Origin of the sequence: Streptomyces sp. NBC_00988 (genome assembly GCF_045162645.1) — a bacterium.
In the GTDB taxonomy this organism is placed as follows: domain Bacteria; phylum Actinomycetota; class Actinomycetes; order Streptomycetales; family Streptomycetaceae; genus Streptomyces.
On sequence record NZ_CP108730.1, the window covers coordinates 2,493,779 to 2,515,458 of the forward strand.

At 68.2% G+C, this 21,680-nt stretch carries 15 protein-coding genes and 2 pseudogenes; 7 read left to right on the forward strand and 10 right to left on the reverse strand.

Annotated elements, in window-relative coordinates; genetic code table 11:
* Positions 1–38: 38 nt before the first annotated feature.
* Complete coding sequence (locus OG496_RS11350; protein WP_405970723.1) at positions 39–2,882, forward strand: hypothetical protein; 2,844 nt, start codon at positions 39–41, stop codon at positions 2,880–2,882.
* Positions 2,883–2,947: 65 nt separating this feature from the next.
* Positions 2,948–4,528, forward strand: coding sequence for a GH39 family glycosyl hydrolase (locus tag OG496_RS11355; protein ID WP_405970724.1), 1,581 nt, complete (start codon positions 2,948–2,950; stop codon positions 4,526–4,528).
* A gap of 46 nt (positions 4,529–4,574) precedes the next feature.
* Here the strand turns inward: OG496_RS11355 and OG496_RS11360 are convergent, their stop codons facing one another.
* A complete protein-coding gene (locus tag OG496_RS11360; RefSeq protein WP_405969855.1) occupies positions 4,575–5,801 on the reverse strand; it encodes an IS110 family transposase in 1,227 nt (408 codons plus the stop codon).
* Between the two features lie 186 nt (positions 5,802–5,987).
* Positions 5,988–6,479, reverse strand: a complete 492-nt coding sequence (locus OG496_RS11365; RefSeq protein WP_405970725.1) for a transposase — start codon at positions 6,477–6,479, stop codon at positions 5,988–5,990.
* Here OG496_RS11365 and OG496_RS11370 point away from each other — a divergent pair.
* Positions 6,478–6,750 (forward strand): hypothetical protein, encoded by a 273-nt coding sequence (locus OG496_RS11370; protein ID WP_405970726.1) that lies wholly within the window; start codon positions 6,478–6,480, stop codon positions 6,748–6,750. The two genes, OG496_RS11365 and OG496_RS11370, sit on opposite strands and share 2 nt — an antisense overlap.
* 514 nt (positions 6,751–7,264) lie before the next feature.
* A pseudogene (locus OG496_RS11375) lies at positions 7,265–8,298 on the forward strand (DUF4158 domain-containing protein); the annotation flags it as partial.
* 48 nt (positions 8,299–8,346) lie between these two features.
* Here the strand turns inward: OG496_RS11375 and OG496_RS11380 are convergent.
* The 3 genes from OG496_RS11380 to OG496_RS11390 form a co-directional block, all read right to left on the reverse strand.
* Positions 8,347–9,000, reverse strand: coding sequence for an FMN-dependent NADH-azoreductase (locus tag OG496_RS11380; protein WP_405976611.1), 654 nt, complete (start codon positions 8,998–9,000; stop codon positions 8,347–8,349).
* A gap of 142 nt (positions 9,001–9,142) precedes the next feature.
* Complete coding sequence (locus OG496_RS11385) at positions 9,143–9,514, reverse strand: DoxX family protein (RefSeq protein WP_405970727.1); 372 nt, start codon at positions 9,512–9,514, stop codon at positions 9,143–9,145.
* A 264-nt stretch (positions 9,515–9,778) separates the two neighbouring features.
* Entirely contained in the window at positions 9,779–10,483 is a 705-nt protein-coding gene (locus OG496_RS11390) for an NADPH-dependent F420 reductase (RefSeq protein WP_405976612.1), read from the reverse strand.
* A 76-nt stretch (positions 10,484–10,559) separates the two neighbouring features.
* On the opposite strand from OG496_RS11390, the gene OG496_RS11395 reads away from it, so the two are divergent.
* Together OG496_RS11395 and OG496_RS11400 are read left to right on the forward strand one after the other, a co-directional pair.
* Positions 10,560–11,033 (forward strand): MarR family winged helix-turn-helix transcriptional regulator, encoded by a 474-nt coding sequence (locus OG496_RS11395; protein WP_405970728.1) that lies wholly within the window; start codon positions 10,560–10,562, stop codon positions 11,031–11,033.
* 278 nt (positions 11,034–11,311) lie between these two features.
* A complete protein-coding gene (locus OG496_RS11400) occupies positions 11,312–11,455 on the forward strand; it encodes a hypothetical protein (protein ID WP_405970729.1) in 144 nt (47 codons plus the stop codon).
* Positions 11,456–12,309: 854 nt separating this feature from the next.
* On the opposite strand, the gene OG496_RS11405 is transcribed toward OG496_RS11400, so the two are convergent.
* Positions 12,310–13,326 (reverse strand): Gfo/Idh/MocA family protein, encoded by a 1,017-nt coding sequence (locus tag OG496_RS11405; protein ID WP_405970730.1) that lies wholly within the window; start codon positions 13,324–13,326, stop codon positions 12,310–12,312.
* Positions 13,327–13,614: 288 nt separating this feature from the next.
* On the opposite strand from OG496_RS11405, the pseudogene OG496_RS11410 reads away from it, so the two are divergent.
* Positions 13,615–14,083: pseudogene (locus OG496_RS11410) on the forward strand (IS630 family transposase); the annotation flags it as partial.
* Positions 14,084–14,290: 207 nt separating this feature from the next.
* Here the strand turns inward: OG496_RS11410 and OG496_RS11415 are convergent.
* The 4 genes from OG496_RS11415 to OG496_RS11430 all read right to left on the reverse strand — a co-directional run bounded on the left by OG496_RS11415 (position 14,291) and on the right by OG496_RS11430 (position 21,067).
* Positions 14,291–17,221, reverse strand: a complete 2,931-nt coding sequence (locus OG496_RS11415; protein ID WP_405970731.1) for a SpoIIE family protein phosphatase — start codon at positions 17,219–17,221, stop codon at positions 14,291–14,293.
* Positions 17,222–17,716: 495 nt separating this feature from the next.
* Complete coding sequence (locus OG496_RS11420) at positions 17,717–19,003, reverse strand: sensor histidine kinase (protein ID WP_405970732.1); 1,287 nt, start codon at positions 19,001–19,003, stop codon at positions 17,717–17,719.
* Between the two features lie 150 nt (positions 19,004–19,153).
* Positions 19,154–19,864, reverse strand: a complete 711-nt coding sequence (locus OG496_RS11425) for a response regulator transcription factor (protein WP_405970733.1) — start codon at positions 19,862–19,864, stop codon at positions 19,154–19,156.
* Positions 19,865–20,305: 441 nt separating this feature from the next.
* Positions 20,306–21,067 (reverse strand): transposase family protein, encoded by a 762-nt coding sequence (locus OG496_RS11430; protein WP_405970734.1) that lies wholly within the window; start codon positions 21,065–21,067, stop codon positions 20,306–20,308.
* Positions 21,068–21,680 lie beyond the last annotated feature (613 nt).

A 21,680-nucleotide genomic window follows, 5' to 3' on the forward strand; every position in this document is an offset into this window, starting at 1 on the left:
CACGAGACGCAACGACCAGCAAGAAGAAGGGAACCCCTGTGCCAGAGCACATCGCACGCCGCAGGCTGCTGCTCCTCGCCGCAGGCGGCGGACTCGCCCTCGGCCTGCCCTCACTGACCGGAACCGCCGACGCGCGGGCAGCGACACTCGCGCAGGCCGCTGCCGACACCGACCTCACCCACCCGTGGATCTACACCGACGCCTCCGAAAAGGAGGCGCTGATCGCCAAGGTCACGGGCAGCGACTGGGCCAAGTCCTCCTACGAGCAGATCAAGGCGGTCGTCGAGCCGCTCGCCGACCGGCATCAGAACGACCCGGAGTGGATCCTGTCGCGGATGTCGATGTACTGGAAGGAGGGACAGCGCTACACCCAGGTCTACGTCGCGAAGCAGAACTTCTCCTACGGCGAGGGCAATGCGCCCGTACCCACACTGCGCTTCGACGCGACCCGCGGCTGGAACTCCAACAAGAACCCGGCCCTCGAACAGCGCCTCGCGTACAGCGAGGACGGTTCGATGGTCAACCAGGACGGTGCGACAGTTCCGTACACCGAAACCGGCCACATGATCCGCCTCAACAACCAGGAACTCCTCGACCTGGCCCAGCGCGCGGCCTTCCTGCACTGGATCACCGGTGAGGAGAAGTACGCCGCCCTCGCCTCGGACATCTACTGGCAGTGGCTGATGGGCGTCTACTACATGAAGCCCCTCCTCGACCCCGCCAAATCCCTGGGCGGACCGGGCGGTTACGAGCCGGGCGGCATCTGCGGCTACTACGACTACGAGGTCATCCACGACCCGATGGGCGGCCAGGCCGCGGTCGTCTACGACTTCCTGTACGACTACCTCGACGCCCACCCTCATCCGCACGCGGTCGAACTCGGCAAGGGGCTCAAGGAACTGTCGACCGAGGTCTTCAAGCGTTTCATCGACATCGGTCTGGTGCGCGGCGGCGCGACCGGCAACTGGAACATCAACGGCTTCGCCTGCATCCTCCCGGCCATCCTCTCCCTGGACCCGGACGAGCAGTACGCCGACGGCAAGGGCCGTGAACACTACCTGGCGAACTACACGACCACCACGACCGCGTACCACACGGCCCTGCCCGACATCCTGACCGAGTACGACAAGGTCACCGGCCTGTGGCACGAGTCGCCCGTGTACTCGTTCGGGACAGTCGGCTCCCTGCTGGACTTCGCGGTCCCGGTAGAACGGCAGGGCACGGACACCATCGCGGGCAACGACGTGCTGCGGCGCGCGGCCCTCGCGATCGGACCGTGGCTCGACGCGCGGGGCAACATGGTCGTCTTCGGCGACGGCCGCGGCGGATCACCCGGCTACACCGCGTTCGAGCGGTTGCTGACCTACTACACCGTCACCGGGGACACCGAGCACGCGGCCCAGGTCGCCGAGGTGCTCAGCAACGCGATAACGGCCGGCCAGTACAGCCGTGACTCCCTGTCTCTGCTGGACATCATCGTCGACCTCGACCTGCCGGACACCGCCGCGACGGCCTCCGACGTACGCACCGCCTACTCCCCGCACCACCGCCACATCACCATGAAGAACAAGAACGACGTGGCGACCGGTCTCATGGCGACCCTGTACGGCGGCTACAACAGCGACGACCATCTCAACCCCAACGGACTGGCCATCCAGTTGTACGGCCAGGGCTGGGCGCTGTCGCCGAACTGCAAGTCCTACGAGTCGTACACCAGCGCCGACTACGCCTACAGCAAGGGTCCCGCCGGCGCGAACACGATCGTGCCCGGCTACGCCTACGGTCCGGTCACCGTTAACGCAATGGAGCCGGCTCCCCCTGCCGACTCCTTCGTCAACACCACGCAGATATCGGCCTACGCGCAGTTCACCGACGTCTCGGCGAGCGAGAAGCGACGCCAGCTCGCCATCATCAGGACCTCGGCCACCACGGGGTACTACGTCGACGTCTTCCGCTCCGACCAGGCGGACAACGACTACGTCCACCACAACCTCGGCAACAGCCTCACCCTGGCCGACGCCCACGGCGAGCCGCTGTCCCTCACCCCGGCGGACGACCTGGGCACGGTCAACACCGCCTACTCGTTCTTCGCGAACCCTGTCAGCGCGGGCCACGACGGCGACCTGCGCGCGACCTGGACCGTCGACGCCTCCGACGACACCCCCCGCATCGACATGCGGATGTGGATGCTGGGCCAGGGAGGACGCACGGTGTACCGGGTCGACGGCCCCGGCACCACGCTCAACTCCAACGTCACGCCCGGCGCGGTCAACCAGTCGCCGCAGACCACGCCGACCCTGATCGTCCGTCAGCAGGCCAACAACGCGGCGAGCGCCCCCTTCGTGTCCGTCTTCGAACCCGCCAAGGACAGTGCCGGAGCGGTCCGGGGAGTGACGCGGCTGGCCGGCAACGACACGTTCACGGCCCTGCGTGTCCGCAGCGAAGGAGCGGGTGAGCTGAAGGGCAGAGTGGAGTACGTACTCAGCTCGGCCGACGACCATGCGCACTCCGCGCACCCCCACGTCGAGTTCACCGGCACCTTCGGTGTGGTCAGCCTCAACAACGACACCCTGCGGTACCTGTACCTGGGCAGCGGGCGGGACCTGCGCCACCGCGACCACCGCATCACCGCCGACGGCGACACAGCCGTGGCCGCCGGGCTGGTCCGGTCCCGGGACGGGATGCGGTACTCGGCGAACGCCCGGGTGCGGATCACGCTGCCCTGCGGCGGGCCGGCGCACCGGGCACGGATCGCGTACGAGACGAAGGACGGCTTCGTCTTCGCTCCGACGACGGCCGACCCAGCCGCCGGGACCGTCACCGCACCCGTCCCAGCCGGCGACGACGTACGGATCAAGGTCGTCACCCCGCACCGTAAGTGACCAGCTGCGACTCGTCATCGTCCTCGACCCCGGAGGGGCTCGCCCTCCAGCTGAACGGAGCATGTATGTCCATCACCGCACACGCGGACGCGGCGGCCGACGGCGAGCCCCTGCACCACTTCTGGAATCGCTGCGTCGGCGCCGGGCGGGCCAACGAAGGGCTGCGTGCGACGTGGCTGGAGCACCTGCGCACCGCGATCGACGCGTGCGGCTTCCAGTACGTCCGCTTCCACGGCCTGTTCCACGACGACATGTTCGTCTACCGCGAGGAGGACGGCCGGCCCGTCCACAACTTCCAGTACGTGGACGATCTGTTCGACCGCCTGCTGGACCTGGGCATCCGGCCGTTCGTCGAACTCGGTTTCAGCCCGGGCGACCTGGCCTCGGAACGAGGCACCGTGTTCTGGTGGCAGGCCAACGGTGCACCACCCAGGGACCTTGGCAAGTGGGCCGCTCTGGTAGAGGCGATCGTGCGCCACTGGGTGGGCCGCTACGGCGTCGAGGAGGTGCGCCAGTGGTACTTCGAGGTGTGGAACGAACCCAATCTGCACCCGTTCTTCCGCGGCACCCGCAGTGACTACTTCCGCCTGTACTCGGCGACGGCGGCTGCGGTCAAGGGCGTCGATCAGGAGCTGAGAGTGGGCGGCCCGGCCACCAGCAACTTCGTGCCCGACGACCGGTTCGCCGGGGAGACGGAGGACTTCGGCCAGCACGCGGCGACCATCGCGGAACCCGACCTGGACGCGCTCGACTGGCAGCCCGTGTGGCTCAAGGAGTTCTTCCACCACTGCGTGGCGATGGGCTCGCCCGTGGACTTCGTGTCGGTCCACCCCTACCCGACCGACTGGGCGCTGGACGGGCTGGGACAGAGCGTGAAACTGACACGGGGCGTGGACTCCACCCGGCGGGACCTGGCCCTGGTGCGCGAGCTGGTGGACGCCGGCCCCTTCCCGGATGCCGAGATCCATCTGACGGAGTGGAGCTCCAGCCCCTCCCCGCGCGACCACACCCACGACTACCTGCAGGCCGCCACCTTCGTGGTGAAGGCGAACCTGGAGTCGGCCGGGCTCGTGGACTCGCTGTCGTACTGGACCTTCACCGATGTCTTCGAGGAGAACGGGGCAGGCGACACCCCGTTCCACGGCGGCTTCGGCATGATCAATTACCAGGGGGTGCCCAAACCGACCTTCCACGCCTACCACATGCTGGGCCGCCTCGGCGACGAGCGCCTCGCACAGGAGCCGGGCGTCGTCGTCACCCGGCACTCCGCCTCCGGCCGGCTCACCGCACTCGCGTACCACTACCCGCCGGAGGTCACGACCGCCGTCCCTGCCTCCTTCGGAGGCCCCGAGGTCGCCGAACGCACACTGGCCACGGGGTCCCCGACCGTCCTGGACCTCACACTGACCGGCCTGCCGCCGCACGCCTCGTTCCTGGTGGAGACCCTCGACCAGGAACACGGGAACGCCGTTGGGCTGTGGCGGTCAGCGGGTTCCGCGGCCTGCCCGGGTCGGGAGGAGACGGCAGAACTCAATCGCCGTGCGGGCCGGTTGAAGGTTCACGAGGCGGCGGCCGATGGCCAGGGCACTCTGCGCCTGGACGAGCCCGTCAGTCCCTGGAGCCTGATCCTGATCACCCAGCGATGACCAGGCAGACCAGGAAGCGGTCTCAGACACCCCATGTCGTTTGGTGTCAAGCGGCTTGGGTGTGTGCGTGGTGCGACCAGGCGGTCGCTTCGTCGTAGAGGGTGCGGGTCTTGAGGCAGCCGTGGAGGATGCCGACGAGGCGGTTGCCGACCTGTCGGAGGGCGGGGTTGTATCCGCTCTCGCGGGCTCGCTGTTTGTCGTAGTAGTGGCGGGCGCCGGGTGAGGCGCGCAGGGCGGCGAACGCCTGACGCTGGAGGGCGTCGGCGAGGCGGTTGTTGCGGATGTAGCGGGCCTGGACGGTGTGGCTCTTGCCGGAGGCCCGGGTGATGGGGCTGGTGCCGGCGTAGTTCTTGCGTGCCTTCGCGGATGCGTAGCGGGTGGGGTCGTCGCCGAACTCGGCGAGCACCCGGGCGCCGGTGATCTCCGCGATGCCGGGCATCGAGAGGTAGATCTCAGCGTCCGGGTGCTTCAAAAAATGGGCCTTCACCTGCACCTCCAGCGCGGCTATCTGCTCGTTCAGCGCGATGATCAGCTGTGCGTGGGCGGTAGCGGCGGCCGCGTAGGCTGCCGTGACCGGCTCGGGCAGGCCCAGCTGCGGCTCGCGCAGGACGGTCTGGATGGTGGCGGCCCTCGCCTCGCGGTGACGGCGGCGGTGTCGGGCCAGGACCGCGACGATCTGGCTGCGCGTCAGCTTCGCCCCAGCCGCCGGGGCCGGCGCCTTGATCAGCAGTTCCAGAGCGTCCGTGCTGGTCAGTTCCAGGTCCGCGTAGGCAGACAGGGCTGCGGGGAAGTACTCCCGCAGTGTGCTGCGCAGCCGCTGGAAGGTGCGGGTGCGTTCCCAGACCAGACTCTGATGGGCGCGGGCGACGACCTTGACGGCCTGGGCCTGCTCACTGTCCCCGGCCACCGGCCGCAGCTGGTCGCGGTCGATACGGACCATGTCCGCGAGCGCGTGCGCGTCGCCCTTGTCGCTCTTGGCGCCGGACGTCGCGTACCGCTCCTTGAAGCGGGCGCCCTGCCTCGGGTTGATCGCGTAGACCTGGTAGCCGGAGGCGATCAGTGCCTGCACCCACGAGCCCCGGTCGGTCTCGATCCCCACCACCACTGCAGCTGGATCCAGGTCCGCGCCGCCATGCTTCGCGAGGAGCTCGTGCAGCCTCGCGATTCCCTGCACCCCCTCGGACAGCCTCGCCGCGGCGAGTTTCCGGCCCGCCTCGTCCTGGACCTCGACGTCATGGTGGTCTTCGGCCCAGTCATCGCCGATCAGCAGCAACTTTCCCTCCCTGCACGGCACTTCGTTTCCTGCAGCCCGCGGAAGGCAGCGCGCGGCCTAATGGATCCAGTGCTCACGCCCCACTGCCCGGCGGGCACGCCACCCCATCAGCGGTCTGGCCTCCCGGCCGACCAGCAGGGGCACGGTCTGACACCAGAACTCGACTGCTTCCGGCGATGGAAGTGCTCACCTACTGGCGGCTACAGCACCGAGTCTCTCCGACCCGGCAACTCCCATTAGGCGGTGGTGTTCGTCGTCGTCGAGGCGCGGCTGAGCTGGACAACGGTCACGGCGTCCTCGCCGGCGGATCGCGTCCAGCAGGGCGGTCCACGCTGTGCGTCCCCTTTCCAGGACAGCGACAAGGGGGCAGGGCCCGCCGGGGACGAACCGCTCAGCGCTGCGGCCTCGCCCGTAGACGTGGCAGAAGAGCCGGTCAGGGTGAGTGGCTGCGCCGGGACACGGCCAGTCGCTCATGTCCGTCGCGAGGACGGTCCGTCCGTCGGTAGACCTCGGCAACCGGGTGGAGGCGAGAACCCTGCCGGGCGACATGGTTCCAGCCAAGCCGTGGACCGCCTCGCATGTCGCCCCGTGACCAGGCCGGTGCTCGCCCCTCAACGCCAGCTCGGCCGACGACGTCACCGGACCGTCGCCACACAACACCGCGTCGGCGAACCCCATGGCACGGCGACTCCGTACGCCGACGCTCGCAGCAGCCCTCGCCACATGGGTCGCGGGCTGCGCGGGCGGTACGGTCCCGACCGCCACAGCGCGCTCTCCCACCTTCGCCTGCTCCTACCACCTGGACGTCGTCACCGGCTGGGACCCGGCGACCTCGTACTCCCACGAGCTCATCGTCCTCCAGAACGTCTACGAGTCCCTCGCCCATGCGCAGGGGACCACACCCGGCAACTCTTCGTCACGCTGCTCTCCTCCGGCCTGCAGGACCTGAACATCACGCTCCACGCCAAGCCCGTGCAGTGGGACGCGTAAGTGCAGGCCAAGGCCGCTCATTCGCCGCACCGGCAGGACATCCTGCTCATGTGCTGGTACGCGGACTACGCCAGCGCCTACAGCTGGTTCATCAACATTCCACCTGGAGCAGCCCGTCTCTTTCAGCCTCAGCTACCTCGACGACCCGACCGTCGACAAGGAGATCGACGCGATCCCCCAGCTGACCGCGTCCGACCCGGCCGCCGCACGGGCCGACTATGCCCTGCTGCAGACCGGCTGCTGGAACAGCACGCGGCGGCTGTGCCGCTCATCGTCAACACCTACCAACGGGTCAACGCCGGCGGAATCACCGGTTACCTCGACGCCCCTGCCGACCCCGGCCCTGGGGACCAGCGGAGCAGCCAGCAACGCTGAGCACTTGATCTTGGGCTTCCAGCGCAGGTGATCGGTGCAGGGCGGGGGTTCGGCGGAAGGTCCCCGATCGCTGGTGGGGGGTGGTTACGGCCCCCCGCATGCCGGTGGAATTTCTGACTGATGAGCAGGCCTAGGCGTATGGGAAGTTCGCCGAGGACCCTACGAAGCCCGAGCCGGAGCGGTTCTTCTTCCTCGACGACGAGGACCTGAAGCTGGTCGCGATGCGGCGCGGTGACCAGGACCGTCTCGGCCTCGCTCTCCAGATGTGCACGGTGCGGTACATCGGGCTGTTCCTGGAGGACCCCCTCCCGGTGCCGTGGCCGGTCGTCGAGCATCTGGCCGAGCAGTCGGGGATCGTGGATGTCTCCCAGATCAAGCGGCATACCGAGCGCGGGCCGACGCCGTTGGGTCGAAGACATCGCCGCCTTGCAACTGGGCCGCCCCAAGCTGGAGCAGGTTCCGCCGGACCGGCTGTCCGCACTGGCCCGGTACAGGCTGAGCACCAAGGCGCCGAAGCTGGAGCGGACCCCGGAGCCCAAGCTCACGGCGATGCTCACCGCGTTGATGCGCCACGTGGAGGCGAAGGCAATCGACGACGCGCTGGACCTGTTCGAGATCCTGATGGCCACCCGGCCGATCGGTACCGCGAAACGATCCACGGACAAGCAGTGCCTGTCCACGCTGCCGCAGTTGGAGAAGGCGGCACGGATCACAGCCCGGGTCCCGAAGGTGGTCATCGAGGAGCTGGAGCTCGTTGAGGAGACCGGCTGCGATGTCGACGTGGCCGCGCTGTGGCGGGCCTTGGAGGAGATCGCGCCCCAGGCCGCGACGACCGCGCCCGGACTGATGGCCCGGCCCGTGGCGGGTGCCGGAGGACGACGGCACGGCGGAGACCCCGCTGCGCGGGGCTCTGGCGTTGTGCTACGACACCGTCAAACCGTTCCTGTCGCTGCTGGGTGAGCCGAAGGCACTGGACGCGGCGCCCGGCGGCAGGCGGGTCCCCGCCGGTGTGCAGCGGCTCCCGGCTTTGTCACGGCGGAAGGCGGGCGAGAAGCCGCTGCTACCGGGCGAGGTCGACGACAAGCTGGTGCCGGCGCACTGGCGCAAGGCGGTGTACGCGAACGCTCCGGACGGCGGCCGTGAAGGGTGCTTCGCGGCCGCCGTCCGGAGGGCACTGTTCCTAGGCGGCGCTACGGTGGGCTATCTCCTTGGCCATGGAGGCTGCGTCATCCAGTGCCCGCTGGCGGGAGGCTTCGAAGAGGGGAATCAGCTCGGACATCGCCGGGTTGTGTACGGCCATCGTGAGCTCCGGGACGATAAAATTCACATCCAACGCGAGCGCGTCTACCAGAACGGCCGCGAGGTAGTTCTGCACGTATTCGTAGCCCTCGCGGGGCGTGCCCGGGGCATAGGAGCCGCCGCGGCTGGCGACGACGATGACAGGGGTGGCCTTGAGCTTGGAGTTTGCCAGGCCGGCGGTGCGGCCGACGAGGACGATGTTGTCGAGCCACGCCTTGAGGGTCGAGGGGATCGAGTAGTTGTACATCGGAGCGCCGATCAGTATGGCGTCGGCGATCTCCAGTTCGTCGATCAGCGTCAGCCGGTGGGCGAAGGCGGCGGCCTGAGCGGGGGTGCGCGCGGCGGGGTCTGTCTGGCCGGCGGTGTGGGCGTCGGCGGTGAGGTGCGGTACGGGGTCCGTGGCGAGGTCACGGTAGATGACCATGCCCTCGGGGTGGTGCTCCTGCCAGGTCCGGCGGAAGGCGGCGGTCACAGCGCGGGAGGAGGAGGCGTCGCCGGGGAACAGCGAGGAATCGAGGTGCAGAAGAGTGGCCATGGAATGTTCCTCAGGTGTAGCAGTGGTCGAGAAGCAGATGCGGATGAACGGTGGCGGTCCGCGTGGAGAGGCGATCTCGCGATCACCCGGCCGGCTTTGCCCGGTAAGGATGGCGCTGCGGCACCGCGGCTCACGGCCCTGGTCAGGAGGCGAGGACGAGAGTGACGGCGGCAGCGATCGCGATGATGGTGAGGATGACGGGTGCCATCGCGTTGCCGCGGGTCTCGGGGTTGGCGTAGTCGCCGGACTTGGCGTGGAAGCCGATGGCTCCGACGAGTACGACGGCGAATCCCAGAGCGGCGGCAACGCCGATGGGCCACCAGAAGAGACCGGCGAGGAGCCCTACGGCTGCGGCCAGCTCGGCCAGCCCGATGAACCGGACCAGCGGGGCGCTGAGGCCTCCTGGAGACTGCAACTGGGTTGGGATGCTGCCCTTGAGCAGGGCTTTCGGTAGTCCGGCGGCCAGCCCGACAGCGGCGAGCAGAACGCTCAGTACGGCGGCGAAGACAAACACAGGTCATGCCTTTCTGGAGAGTGATTCGGACCGCCCGAGCTGTGAGGGACCGGCGTCCGTGGAGGATGGATGTGCCGGAGGGTTTCGCTGCTCACGCATGAGCGTTGCTGAAGTGCGGTCTTATCGATGGAGAGCGCTGCGGTGCCGCAAACTGGCCGCGGGCCGGGCGCCGGCCGCCGCGGTGGGGCCGGTGACGCCAGCTACTGACGCGGGACGGCTCGTCGGGGCCGGCCGTGCCGCCCGTGGGAGACGGAACGCGGCCACTCAGGTGAGGGGCTGTTCGGTGAGATTCCTGAGCACCAGTGCGCCTGGAACCTCAATGAGGCGTCCGCCTTCGTCGATCCTGCCCAGTTCAACGGGCGACAGGCCGAGCGTGCGGGCGAGCTCGGCGATCTGGGAGCTGGCCTCGTCGGAGTCGCTGGAGACGAAGACCACGCGCTTGCCCTGGCCGGAGGGCACTTCGGCGGCGAGCGTCTGGGCGGGAAGCTGGTTGAAGGCCTTCACGATCTGGGCGCCGGGCAGCACCTCGGCCGCGTACCGCGAGGAGAGCCGGCCCTTGAGGATGTCGCCCGCGTTGGGCGCGTAGTGCGCATTGGCGGTATCGACGACGATCTTCCCGTTCCAGTCGGGCAGGGCCTTGCCGAACGTCTCGACCGCGCCGAACGGGATGGCCATGAAGATGACGTCGCTCGCCAGTGCCTCAGTGAGCGTCACGGCCCGGACTGTGGAGCCCCAGGAAGCGGCGAGTTCGCTGATCGAGCGCGGTCCACGGGTGTTGGCGATGCTTACCTCGACTCCGGCCCGGGCGAAAGGCGCGCCAGCGCCGAACCGATGTTCCCTGTGCCCACGATGGTGTAGCGGGTGTCTGTAGACATGTGTGCTTCCAGTTCCAGTCGATTGCTGAGGGCTGTCGAGGCAGCAGAGAGGCTTCGTCGCCGCGTTCCTGTCGGCGGCGCCAACCTCCGCCAGCCGATTTGGTTGAGGTGTTAACCAAACCCTATGACAGGCTGGTTAACATGTCAACCAAAGCGGTAGGGTGGACTCCATGGACGAAGTGCGATGGCTGGACGAGCGTGAACAGCGAGCTTGGCGCAGCCTCATGAAGATGCAGGCCGGCCTGTCCGAATACATCGAGCGGCAGCTGCGCACCCACAGCGGGCTGTCCACCGCCGACTACCAGGTGCTGGCTCACCTGTCCGAGGCACCCGAGGGGCGCCTGAGGTCGTTCGCACTCGGGGATGCGCTGCAATGGGAGAAGAGCCGCCTGTCGCAGCATCTGACCCGCATGCAGAACCGCAACCTCATCCGCCGCGAGCGATGCGCGACCGATCAGCGAGGAGCCGTCGTGGTCATCACCGAACAGGGCCGCACCCTCGTCGAGGCAGCCGCCCCGCTCCACCTGGCTGACGTACGCAATGCACTGATCGACTACGTGACCCCCGCGCAGATAGACCTTCTGATCGAATTGGGGGACCAGGTGGAGGCGCGACTCGCCGTGGTCGATCAGAAGCCGAGATGAGCCCTTGCGCCCTGGCCGGGCCGACACCGACCGTGCCGTCAGAATCTCGCCCGGGGTGCCGATGAGGGTCCGGCATCGCACCAACCGCCCTTACTCCAACACTCCGATCCAACAAAGAAGACGATGCGGGTCGGCGAGCCTCGCCTTCAAAAAACGATGCTTTCTGAAGATCGCCGGGAGGGTGCCCCCACACCCTCGCAGGGCCTTCAAAAAAACCCTTTAGAGACCTGGTTGCTTCAAGAACCCTCGCCCACCGTTTTCTGACACGATCCGGGGTCGTGAGTGGCATTCCGGAGCCGTCCGGCCATCCCGAACTCCTCGTCGCCGAGCCGCTCGTCCGCGCCGAGATCAAAATCGGATACGCGAGGGTGTCGAGTGGCGAGCAGAAGCTCGACCGGCAGATCGACGCCCGGGAGCGGTGACCCCCGCGTGCCAATCCGACCCGAGAACCGCGACCGCTACCCCGACAACCGGCCGGAGATCCCCAAGAGCATCAAGGAACGCGCCGATTGGCGGTGCGAGGGCGAGGGCGGACGCAACAGCCACACCGGCCGCCCCCAACCGGCACGGACAGCCCGCGTACGGCACCGGCTCAGGGGGATCCTGACGAACCGCGCACCTCGATCACACGCCGGAGAGCTGCGCCCCGGCCAACCTCAAGGCCATGCGCCAGGGCTGCAACTGCGCTACGACCACGCCCGCACCCGGGCCGAAGCCCGTCGCGCCGAACTCGCCGCATCCGGCCAACCGACGTTCGAGCTGCAGGCGAGCGCAGCAAGATCAAATACTTACCGTCATTGGCTGTTCCGCTGGTCCCCAAGGCACACGCGGACGCGTCGTCTTCGTCCACAACCTGGAGCAGTCGCCATGGGGCACCTGATCCAGCGCCTCGCCCAGACCGCCCTCGTCCTTATAGGCGTCGTCGCCCCGACCTTCGTCATCGCCCGCCTCGTCCCCCGCGACCCGGCCATAACCTACGAGGGCCCCCGCCCACCCACGACCCGAAGGACCCGGAGGACCCGACCATTGCCCCGAAACTCCACCATGCCCAGGCAACAGAACCGCCTCGACCACCCAACAGTCGATGATCAACGCAGCCGCCCGCCCAATCGAAACGGCGAGGCTGGCGGGCTGATCGACTCGTCTGCCCAGGCCGGATCTGCCGCACTCCGCGAACAGCCGCTGTCCCCCTGCAACAGCAGGCATGTACGGCCCCGCCCGGCAGGAAACGGAAACACAAGGCCGGGTTTCACACCCGGGCAACGCGGCGTACGCCTCACACCGCCCGAAGCGATCCAAGGATCTCGTCGCACAAGCTCATGGTGGCCACGTTGTCCGTCGCCGAACTGAGGGGCGTATGCCCCTCGGCCACGCACTCCAGGAAGTGCCGCACCTCCCCCGCGAAGCCACGCAGGTACAGGTCCCGCAGCCCGCCGGAGGCCGGGGAGTTGGAGGGTCGGCGGACCACGGTCTCCTCTCCGATCCCCTGCCACGCGTCCGGGGCGGTGTCCTCGGCCCGGAAGTGATGATGGGTGAGTTCCTCCAGGTTCGCGACGCGGGCGAAACCGTGGCGACCGGTGACGGTCAACTCCTCCTGTTCCCGGCTCCACGCCGGTACGGCGGCGAAGGCGAGGTTGCCGATCACCCCGCTGTCGAAGCGCAGTGTGCAGGCCATGCCGATGTCCGCGCCCCGAGAGTTGGTGAAGCCGACGACCTCCTGTACCTCGCCGAACAGGAAGCGCACGAGGTCGACGATGTGCACGGCGGCGAGCTTCAGGTAGGTGTCGTCCCGCAGTTCGTCGGTCCACGGGCTGAACGCGAACAGGCCGTTGAACGACATCACGCGCCCGAACCGATCCTCGTCGGCGATCAGGTCGGCGAGCGCGCGGTAGGCGGGCGCGTGCCGTTTCATGAAGCCGACCATCACCTCGCGGCCGCAGGTCCGCGCCGCCGTCGCCACGCGCCGGGCGTCCCTGCCGGTCATACCGAGCGGCTTCTCCACGAAGACGTGCGCCCCGGCCTGCAGACAGGCCTCCACGATGCCGGGCTGGTCCTCCGGGGCCACACTCACGAAGACGGCGTCCAATCGGTCCTCGTCGAGCATCCGCCGGTAGTCGCCGTGTCCGCGCTCGGCACCGTGCAGCGCCGCCGCGGCTCGAGCCGCCGTCTCGTCGCGGGTGGCAACGGCGGTCAGGCGAGCGCCGGACAGGGCCAGCGCCGGATAGAGGTTGGCACGGGCATGGCGCCCGTGCCCGATGAAGCCGATCCGCAGATCCTCGACTCGCTGGGCCATCGCGATTCTCCTGTGCTGTCGTCCGACGGTGGGGGCTGTCTCACTCATTCACCCGAGACGTAAGAAGTTATACGTAACACCTTCTCCCCCACAATCAAGAGTTCCCGGTCGGCGCCGGTGGAGCGAGACCGGTAACGTCCTCCCTCACGCGCCGAGACCGCGGTCGTGTCGGGTGAAACAGCTGGTGGCGAGGGACGCGCCGCCCAGCGCTGTGACCACATAGTTTCGCAGGGTTGGCGATTGTGGCGGTTGGATGTGGCGTGGCGTCCGTCCGACTGCTGAGGTGTGGTGGCAGAGCCTGTCTACGCACGCAGGTTGACCGACCTGGAGAGGCAGAGGCTGCAGTGGATTGTGCGCCGGGGCAGCACCAGTTCGGTACGGTACCGGCGCGAGATGATGCTGTCGGCCTCAGCAGGCGGGAACCGGGTCGCGGTGATCGCGAAGCCGGTACAGGCCGACGAGGACACCCTCCGCGACGTTTTCCACCGCTTCAACGAGATCAGTCCGACCTGCTAGGACCCTCGGTGGGCGGGAGCTCGTCCCCGCCTGCTCAGCCCTGACGGACTTCGTCATCCAGACGGCCATCCGCCCGACCACGCTCGGCCAGCCCCTCACCCACTGGTCCATCCGCAAACTCGTCGCCTACCTGCACAAAGCGCACGGCCGCGTCATCCGCATCAGCCGGTAGGCGTTACGGTGCCTGCCCGCCCGCCTCGGCATCACCTTCCAGCGCACCAAGACGTGGAAGGAGCCCCCGAGCGCGACGCCAAGCTCGACAGCGGTGCCGGATTCCGACGTGGACGGAACCCGGCACCGGGAGGACCTGCGAGGTGGACCTGCTCCACACCTCGGTCGGCTGACAGCCCAGTACGTTCCCGACGAAGCGACCGCCTCTACGAATCCCGGCATGCCACAGATGACCGGCACAGATGAGCTTTCCAGCGGGCGCGGCCGCAGGACGGCGTCAGGTCAGTGCTTGCTCTGTCCAGATGCATTTGCCGTCGGGGGTGAAGCGGGTGCCCCAGCGCTGGGAGAGCGCGGCGACCAGTTGCAGTCCTCGGCCGCCCTCGTCGGTGTCGGAGGCACGGCGGATGTGGGGCGTGGTGAGGCTGCCGTCGGAGACCTCGCAAATGAGAGTTCGGCTGCGCAGCAGGCGCAGCTTCATGGGTCCTTTCGCATGGCGGATGACGTTGCTCACCAGCTCACTGGCCAGCAGCTCGGTGGTCATCACCAGCTCGTCCAAGTGCCAGGTCGCCAGCTGCTCACGGATGTGCTCACGGGCCTGGCCGGCGGCCTGTGGGGCATCGGGGAGCGACCAGGACGCGACGTTGTCGGGGGTCAGCCAATGGGTTCGGGCGATGAGCAGGGCCGCGTCGTCGCTGCTCTGCTGCTGAGCGGGCAGCAGTGTCCTGCTCAGGGTGTCGCACAGCCGGTCCAGGTCGCCGGTTCCTCCGACGCGCTGGACGCTGGTGAGGGTCTGGGCGAGGTGTTCCATACCGCGGTCGATGTCGCGGATCTTGGATTCGATCAGCCCGTCGGTATAGAGCACGAGCAGGCTGCCCTCGGGAATTTCCAGGTCGGCCGTGTCGAATGGCGGGTCGGCAGTGCCCAGTGGCGGGTTGGGGGTCAGGGCGGGGAAGCTGACAGTGCCGTCAGGGCGCACCACGGCGGGCGGGGGATGTCCGGCGAGGGCGAGAGAGCAGATGCGGGAGGTGGGGTCATAGACGGCGTACAGGAAGGTGGCGTAGAAGTCGTCACCGAGATCGCTGACGATGTCGTTGAGGCGGCCCAGGATCTCGTCGGGCGGCAGTTCGAGGTCGGACAGGGTACGCACGGCGGTGCGTAGCCGCCCCATGGTGGCGGCCTCGGACAGGCCGTGGCCCATCACGTCGCCGATGACCAGGGCCACTCGGTCGCCGGAGAGCGGAATGACGTCGTACCAGTCGCCGCCGACGTCCAGGCCCTGCCCGGCGGCCAGATAACGCGCGGCGGCGTCGACGGCGGGGAGCGTGGGCAGTTCACGGGGCAGCAGGCCCTGTTGGAGGGCGCGAGCACGGGTGTGCTCGGCGTCGTAAAGGCGGGCCCGTTCCAGTGCCTGGGCGACCAGGCCACTCAGCGCGGTGAGCAGAGTGCGCTCCTCCTCGCCCAGGCTGCGTGGCTGGTCGAAGGAGATGACACAGACACCCACGGGCTGGCCTGAGGCGATGAGTGGCAGAAGGGCCCATGCTTCCTGCGGCACGGTGTCGACGAGGTCGGTCAGCAGCGGATACCAGGTGAAAAGTTCTTCGCGGGAGGAGCTGAACCGGGGGGTGCCCGTTCGCAGGGCGTCAGCGACGGGCGGGAGTCCGTGCAGTGGGGTTCCGTGAACCTTCTCGAGGAATTCCGGCGGATAGCCGACAGAGCCGACCACGTGCATCCGGTCGATCTCCAGCGTCAGGACAATCAGGCCAGTCGCACCGAACGGGGGCAGCACGCGCTCGGCGACCGCGGTGACCACGTCCTGCGATGTGACCGCCTGGGCGAGAGCAAGGGTCAATTCACCGATGCGCGCCGCTCGTTCGGCGGCAGCGTGTTGCGCGGCGGCGAGTTCGGCCGCGCGCTGGCGTTTGTCGGTGAAGTCGGTGAAGTAGAAAGTGAGACCATTCGGTACGGGGACGAGCCGCAGGTGGTACCAGCGGTCGTTCTGCGGCCAGCGGATGTCCAAGCTGGCCGGTGTGCCGTCGGTCGCGGCCCGGCGACAGCGGGCTTCCAAGCCGGGTACCTCCCGTACTGCGGGCACGTCCCACAGCGGACGGCCAACCAGCTCCAGGGAGGAGCCGATCAGCCTTTCGGCCTCGACGTTGACGAAGATGATCCGCCAATCGCCGCCGACCGCGAGGAAGCCGTCACTCATGTGGCGCAGTGCGCGCCCGACGGACTCCATCGCGGCATGCGTCTCCGTGGTGTCCCACACGGTGCCGATCACGTGCCGCGGCTCGCCGTCCTCACCGACCACGACCTGGCCACGGCTCTGCACCCACCGCTGTGTGCCGTCGGGGCGGCACACTCGGTACTCGGACTCGCCCGCCCCGCGGGTACGCACGATCCGATCGGATTCGGCGACTACCCGGGGCAGGTCGTCGGGGTGCACCAGTGCCGTCCAGCTCTCGATCCGGCTGTCGAATGACTCCGGGGTGATGCCGAACAGGTCCAAGGTCGTGTCGCTGAACGACACCTGTCCGGTGCGGATGTCCCAGTCATAGGTACCCATCCTGACCGCGTTCAGCGCCTGCTGAGGGCTCGGGCCGGTCGGCTGGGGCTGCACCCAGGTGGCGGCGGTCTCGGCAGTGATGGCCGCGGAACGACGCAGCCGCCGGGCAGTCCACTCGCCTACGGCTTCGAGGAAGGCGCGGTGCCCGGGGTTCGGCCTGCCCGGCGCCATGGTCAACACGGTGAGCGTGCCCAGCGGGCCGTTCGGGCCCAACAGCGGTACAGCCGCCATCCCGGTGACCTCCGGCAGACTCGGCGGCGCCTTCGGCCCGGGCGTCTCACCGCCGAACCCATGGCGCGGGTCGGATTCCGGCCCGGGCAGCCACACGAACGCGTTCTCCCGTACGGCCAGAGCCGGGGCCACGGCCTGGTCCCCTCGGACCTCGAGCCATGCCTGGGCGAAGGCACGGGGCACTCCGCTGCTCACGATCAGCCGCAGCCCAATGCGGGCATCCGGTCCCGGGCCCCGCAGATGCACCATGCCGCCCAGCCCCCCGAGGTCGGCGACCGCATGCTGCAGCGCGGCCAGTAGCACGTCCGTCTCCGCCAGATCGTTTTCCAGGGACTCCAGAATCCGCAGCCGACCTGCAGCCGACCGCCCCGTGGACAGATTTCGCTCCCGGGACCACTGCGAGTGCGCGGCCATACCTCACCTCCCGGAGTGGACCGCTACCGATGAGCACATTGTCCGTCTATCAGTCGATTCACGCGAAGCTTGGAGTCCACATCCGCTCCCGTGCCCAGCGCGGATGTGTGGGGTTGTGCGGGCCGCCCATGGGGACAGCGCGGACAAAGCGGCAGTCAACTTCCGGGCATCCGATGACGGTGAGAGCCCGGCGCGCGGTGGCGGCGCCCTGGGCCGGCATCTCGCTTGCGGAGCAGGTTGAAGTTGGCACAGCATCGGCCTGTTCGGCATCGTGGACTTGTTGTCGTGGCCTTCGGCAGAGCCGCAGAGAGGGCCACATCCTCCGTCCACTCACGCTTGTCGAGTTCACCACAGCCGGGACGATGCACATGGCTCCCCGCCATGCATCATGACGAGGAGCGCGACCAGCCGTGTCACGAGTTGGCCATTCCCGCACCGTGGCTCATTCGGCGCCCAGCCAGACCACAGGCCCCGGTCACGGCAGTTCCCGGAGCCTCAGGAGTCGATCAGAATTGCCGCCTCTGCCGTGTTCGGCGTCCGGTGCTTCGCAGGCAGGCGTACCCGGAACCAAGCTCCGTGTTCGGACGGCTCGACGGTAACGCTGCCGCCATGTGCCGCGACTATGGCGGTCACGATGCTGAGCCCCAGCCCGGTGCCTGTACCTCCAACTGAACGGGGCCCCCGGAAGAATCGTTCGAAGATCTGCTCGCGCAGCTCCTCCGGCACGCCGGGCCCCTCGTCCACGACGTCGGCGATCAGCATGCCGCCCTCCCGGCAGAGCCGCAGCTCCACCGGTGTGCCGGGCGGTGTGTGGGTCAGGCAGTTGCCCAGCAGGTTGGCGACCACCTGCCGCAGGCGGTTCGGGTCGCCTTCGAGTACATGCTCGGCGGGCTCCACAACGAGTGACAGGGCCCGGTCCGGTGCCAGCACACGCAGATCGGCCATGGCGTCGGCACACAGTTCGGCCAGGTTCACTCGTTGCCGTTCGAGCGGGCGGCCCTGGTCCAGTCTGGCGAGCAGGAGGAGCTCGTCGACGAGTTCCGTCATCCGATCGGTCTCCTGCTGCACTCGCCTCATGATCTGGTCCAGGGTGGTTTGGTCGTCCGCCGCGCCGAAACGGACCAATTGCGAGTAGCCGGCGATCGCGGTCAACGGGGTTCGCAATTCGTGGCTGGCCCCGGCGACGAAGTCGCGGAGTTGTTGTTCCGCCTTTCGCCTGCGGGTGAACTCCTCCTCGATGCGTTGAAGCATGCCGTTGAAGGAGTCCGCGAGACGCACCGCTTCACGCGGCGATCCGGGCTGGTCGACCCGGTGGGACAGATCACCTCGTGTGATCTGCCGGGCAGTGTGGGTGACCTGTTCAATCGGGGCCAACGTCCTACGGGCGGACCAAAGGGTGCCGACCACCACGACCGCAACGAGTGAAACGCCAGCGATGGCCTCGATCATCACCAGGCTTCGGACAGCAGCGGTGGTTTCGGTCGTCATCTGGGCGACGACCAGAAAGCGGCCGTCCGAGAGTCTGCTCACGGCTGCCCGGTACGGGGCGTTCCGCACGCTGAAGGCGCGGCCGGTGGCCGCAGCAGCCCGCAGGACGGCTGGCGGACAGGGCTTCAGCGGGGTGATCCTCGTCTGGAGACCCGCTGCCTTCTGGAGAACCTGCCCATGGCCGTCGACCACCATGACGACGCCGTTGGGCGGCGTCCCGCCGGGCCACAGCTGGTGCCCCGACTCCACCATCGAGTGGACGTAGTCACGGGCGCCGGTGATCTGCTGGTCCACTCTGCTGTTCATCCGCTTGCTGAGTGCCACGACAGAGACGAAGTCGGCGACGAAGACGCCCATCACCGTGACGACCAGGACACCCAGCGTCAGCCGCCAGTACATACTCCACGGCCGTTGTGTGCGTCTGCCCGCTCCGCCACGCATCCGCTACACTCCGGCCGAGTCGCCGAGGGGCGTCTGCGAGAGAAGGTATCCCGCACCACGCACCGTACGGATCAATGACGGGCCGGTGTCCCCCAGCTTGCGCCGCAGGTTGTAGATATACGTCTCCACCACTCCCGACTCACCCTGGAAGTCGTACTGCCAGACGGAATCCAGAATCGCCGCCTTCGAGATCACACGGCCCGCATTCTCCAGCAGGAAACGCAGGAGTGTGAACTCGGTCGCCGACAGCCGTACCGCCTGACCGTGTCGGGTGACGGCGTGGGTGTCCCGGTTGAGTTCGACCCACCCGGCCCGCAGGATGCCCGCAGCCGACGCCGACGCCGACGGGTGGATCGACCGTCGTAGCAGGGCCTGGATGCGCGCGGCGATCTCATTGAGGTCGAAGGGCTTGGTGACGTAGTCGTCTCCGCCGAGCCCCAGCGCCTGGACCTTGTCCTCGACGGAGTCCCGCGCGGTCAGAAAGAGTACCGGCGCCCGGCATCCGGCCGCGCGCAGGCGGCGGCAGACCTCGAACCCACTCAGGTCCGGCAGTACGACATCCAGCAGGATCACATCCGGGGAATGCCGGGCAACGGCGTCAAGTCCTCGCTCCCCGTTCTCCGCCGTGACCGCCGTGAAGCCGAGGAACCGCAACGCCATGGTGAGCATCGAGGAAATCGCTGATTCGTCCTCGACCACGAGAACACAAGGCATACACATCGGCCTTCCTGCGCTTTGTCAGCGATTTCGGTCAGGAAGGTGGATATAACACCGGCCGGGTTACGGAGAGGTGAACGACCAGCGTGGCAGCGGATAACGGGATGGCCTGGGTTGCCCACAGCCGATCAGGCGACAGACGACTCGGGAACGGCCGGCCCGTACCGGCTCACCTCACTCGCGCCACCGTGATGCCGGCCTCCATGGCGGACGGTGGCCGACCCGACGGCGCAGTCGCGGACCCGGCTGCGAAACGGATCGCGGTCCAAAGCCCCGGTGAACAACGGCGTACGTGCGCCCACTTGGCACGGGCCGGAGAGCCCCAGGGAGGACGCCGGCCTGTCGACGGATCCGACCAGAGTGTTCGCACGGCGGCACGTCACGGGCAGGCAGGCGTGGCTGAGCCGTTGGGGAGGGCACGCAGTGCCCAGGGCGGCTTCAAGTTCCCGGTAGGAGCGGGCTGTCGGTGATGCCCCAGATCCAGACGGCGTGTTCGGTGCGGCCCGGATCGCTCGGGTGGTCTTGGCGATGTTGTCCGCTCCCGGCAGCCGCAGTCTGCCGGCGGCCAGGTTCCGCAGAGCGGCCATCGCCCGCGGTGCGCTGCCGGTGTGGACGGTGGAGGCGTCCTCGGCGAACACCACGTCTCTGACATGGTGGCTGGAATTTTCGATTCCCCAGTGTCCGCGCGCGTATCCGCCCAGGTCGGCAGGGCTGGCTTGGTGGGTGTCGAGGCCGATGGCGGTGCTGCCGGTGCGCGGAGCCGGACAGCGCCTTGCCGTCCACCGCGATCGCCGGCTGCGGCGCGAAGCCGGTGGTGCCGACGTCGGTGTGGACGGCAAGGTAGGCGCCGATCGCGGCGTCCAGGGCATCGCCGTCGAGGGCGGCCAGGAGCCGGGTGAGGGTGGCATGGGACGGGGCGCGCCGGCGTCCGGGCAGATGCCGGCGGATGCCGAGCTGTTCCAGCACCGTGGTGGTGGCGCGCTGTCCCCACTCGGTGATCTGAGTGATGGTCCGGGCGCCGGAGACGACGGCGCAGGCGCAGATCAGCAGCAGGCCGGCCAGGCGATACCACTGCCCGCGACGCGAACGCGGGTCGGGGACGCGCTGGAGGTGGACGCGCAGGCGGCCGGTGTCGTGCTGGTGGAGGGGGCCCAGTTTCGCCAGGACGGCAGGGATCGGGGAGGATGGAGCGGCAGGCACGTGACCTCGATGTGATCAGCTGGCGTAGACACCCTGATGATCACCGGTCTCGTGCCTGTGCTGTTGCCACGTCAACTCCCGCTGGACACAGACAATCTACGCGATCCCGGAACTTGCAACCGCCCGGGTGCGTCCCTGAAGCGGGATGTCTTTCCAGGGAAGGGCCTTGAGCTGTCGGCGCAGTTGGTCAACGGCAGGCGGGATCAGAGAGGATGCGTCGGCAGGCACGGTCTTCCATTTGGATCACGCGCGTAGAGGACTCCATGATCTTGGAAGCCGTGCCTGTCACGCTCCGAGAGCACCGCCGCCGAGCTGTCAGTCCGCCACGAACCGGGTGTCATGCGACTACACCGAAGCCCAGGGGGAGAACGCCGAAGCCCTGGTGCTGATCGGATGTTGATCGAACATTGATGCAACTCTCATCGCGTCCAAGGCGATTGAGTCGCGGCCCCGCTCTTCAATTCTCGTTGGCGAGTCCGCGCACCGCAGCCAATCGCCCTGGTGGGCGCGCTCCCACCAGGGCGCCTGTGATTTCTGTTCGCTGATCTCCCGGGTACGGAACCGTCGAGGAGCCATCTTGCGATCGTTCGGGCAGGGGATCAATCATCAGCGT

What these genes read in the sequence shown, in the direction of transcription:
- OG496_RS11355 (WP_405970724.1), top strand. Translation starts at nt 2,948, where the DNA reads ATGTCCATCACCGCACACGCGGACGCGGCGGCCGACGGCGAGCCCCTG.
- OG496_RS11370 (WP_405970726.1), top strand. Translation starts at nt 6,478, where the DNA reads ATGGCACGGCGACTCCGTACGCCGACGCTCGCAGCAGCCCTCGCCACA.
- OG496_RS11365 (WP_405970725.1), bottom strand. Translation starts at nt 6,479, where the DNA reads ATGGGGTTCGCCGACGCGGTGTTGTGTGGCGACGGTCCGGTGACGTCG.
- OG496_RS11380 (WP_405976611.1), bottom strand. Translation starts at nt 9,000, where the DNA reads ATGGCCACTCTTCTGCACCTCGATTCCTCGCTGTTCCCCGGCGACGCC.
- OG496_RS11395 (WP_405970728.1), top strand. Translation starts at nt 10,560, where the DNA reads ATGGACGAAGTGCGATGGCTGGACGAGCGTGAACAGCGAGCTTGGCGC.
- OG496_RS11405 (WP_405970730.1), bottom strand. Translation starts at nt 13,326, where the DNA reads ATGGCCCAGCGAGTCGAGGATCTGCGGATCGGCTTCATCGGGCACGGG.
- OG496_RS11415 (WP_405970731.1), bottom strand. Translation starts at nt 17,221, where the DNA reads ATGGCCGCGCACTCGCAGTGGTCCCGGGAGCGAAATCTGTCCACGGGG.
- OG496_RS11425 (WP_405970733.1), bottom strand. Translation starts at nt 19,864, where the DNA reads ATGCCTTGTGTTCTCGTGGTCGAGGACGAATCAGCGATTTCCTCGATG.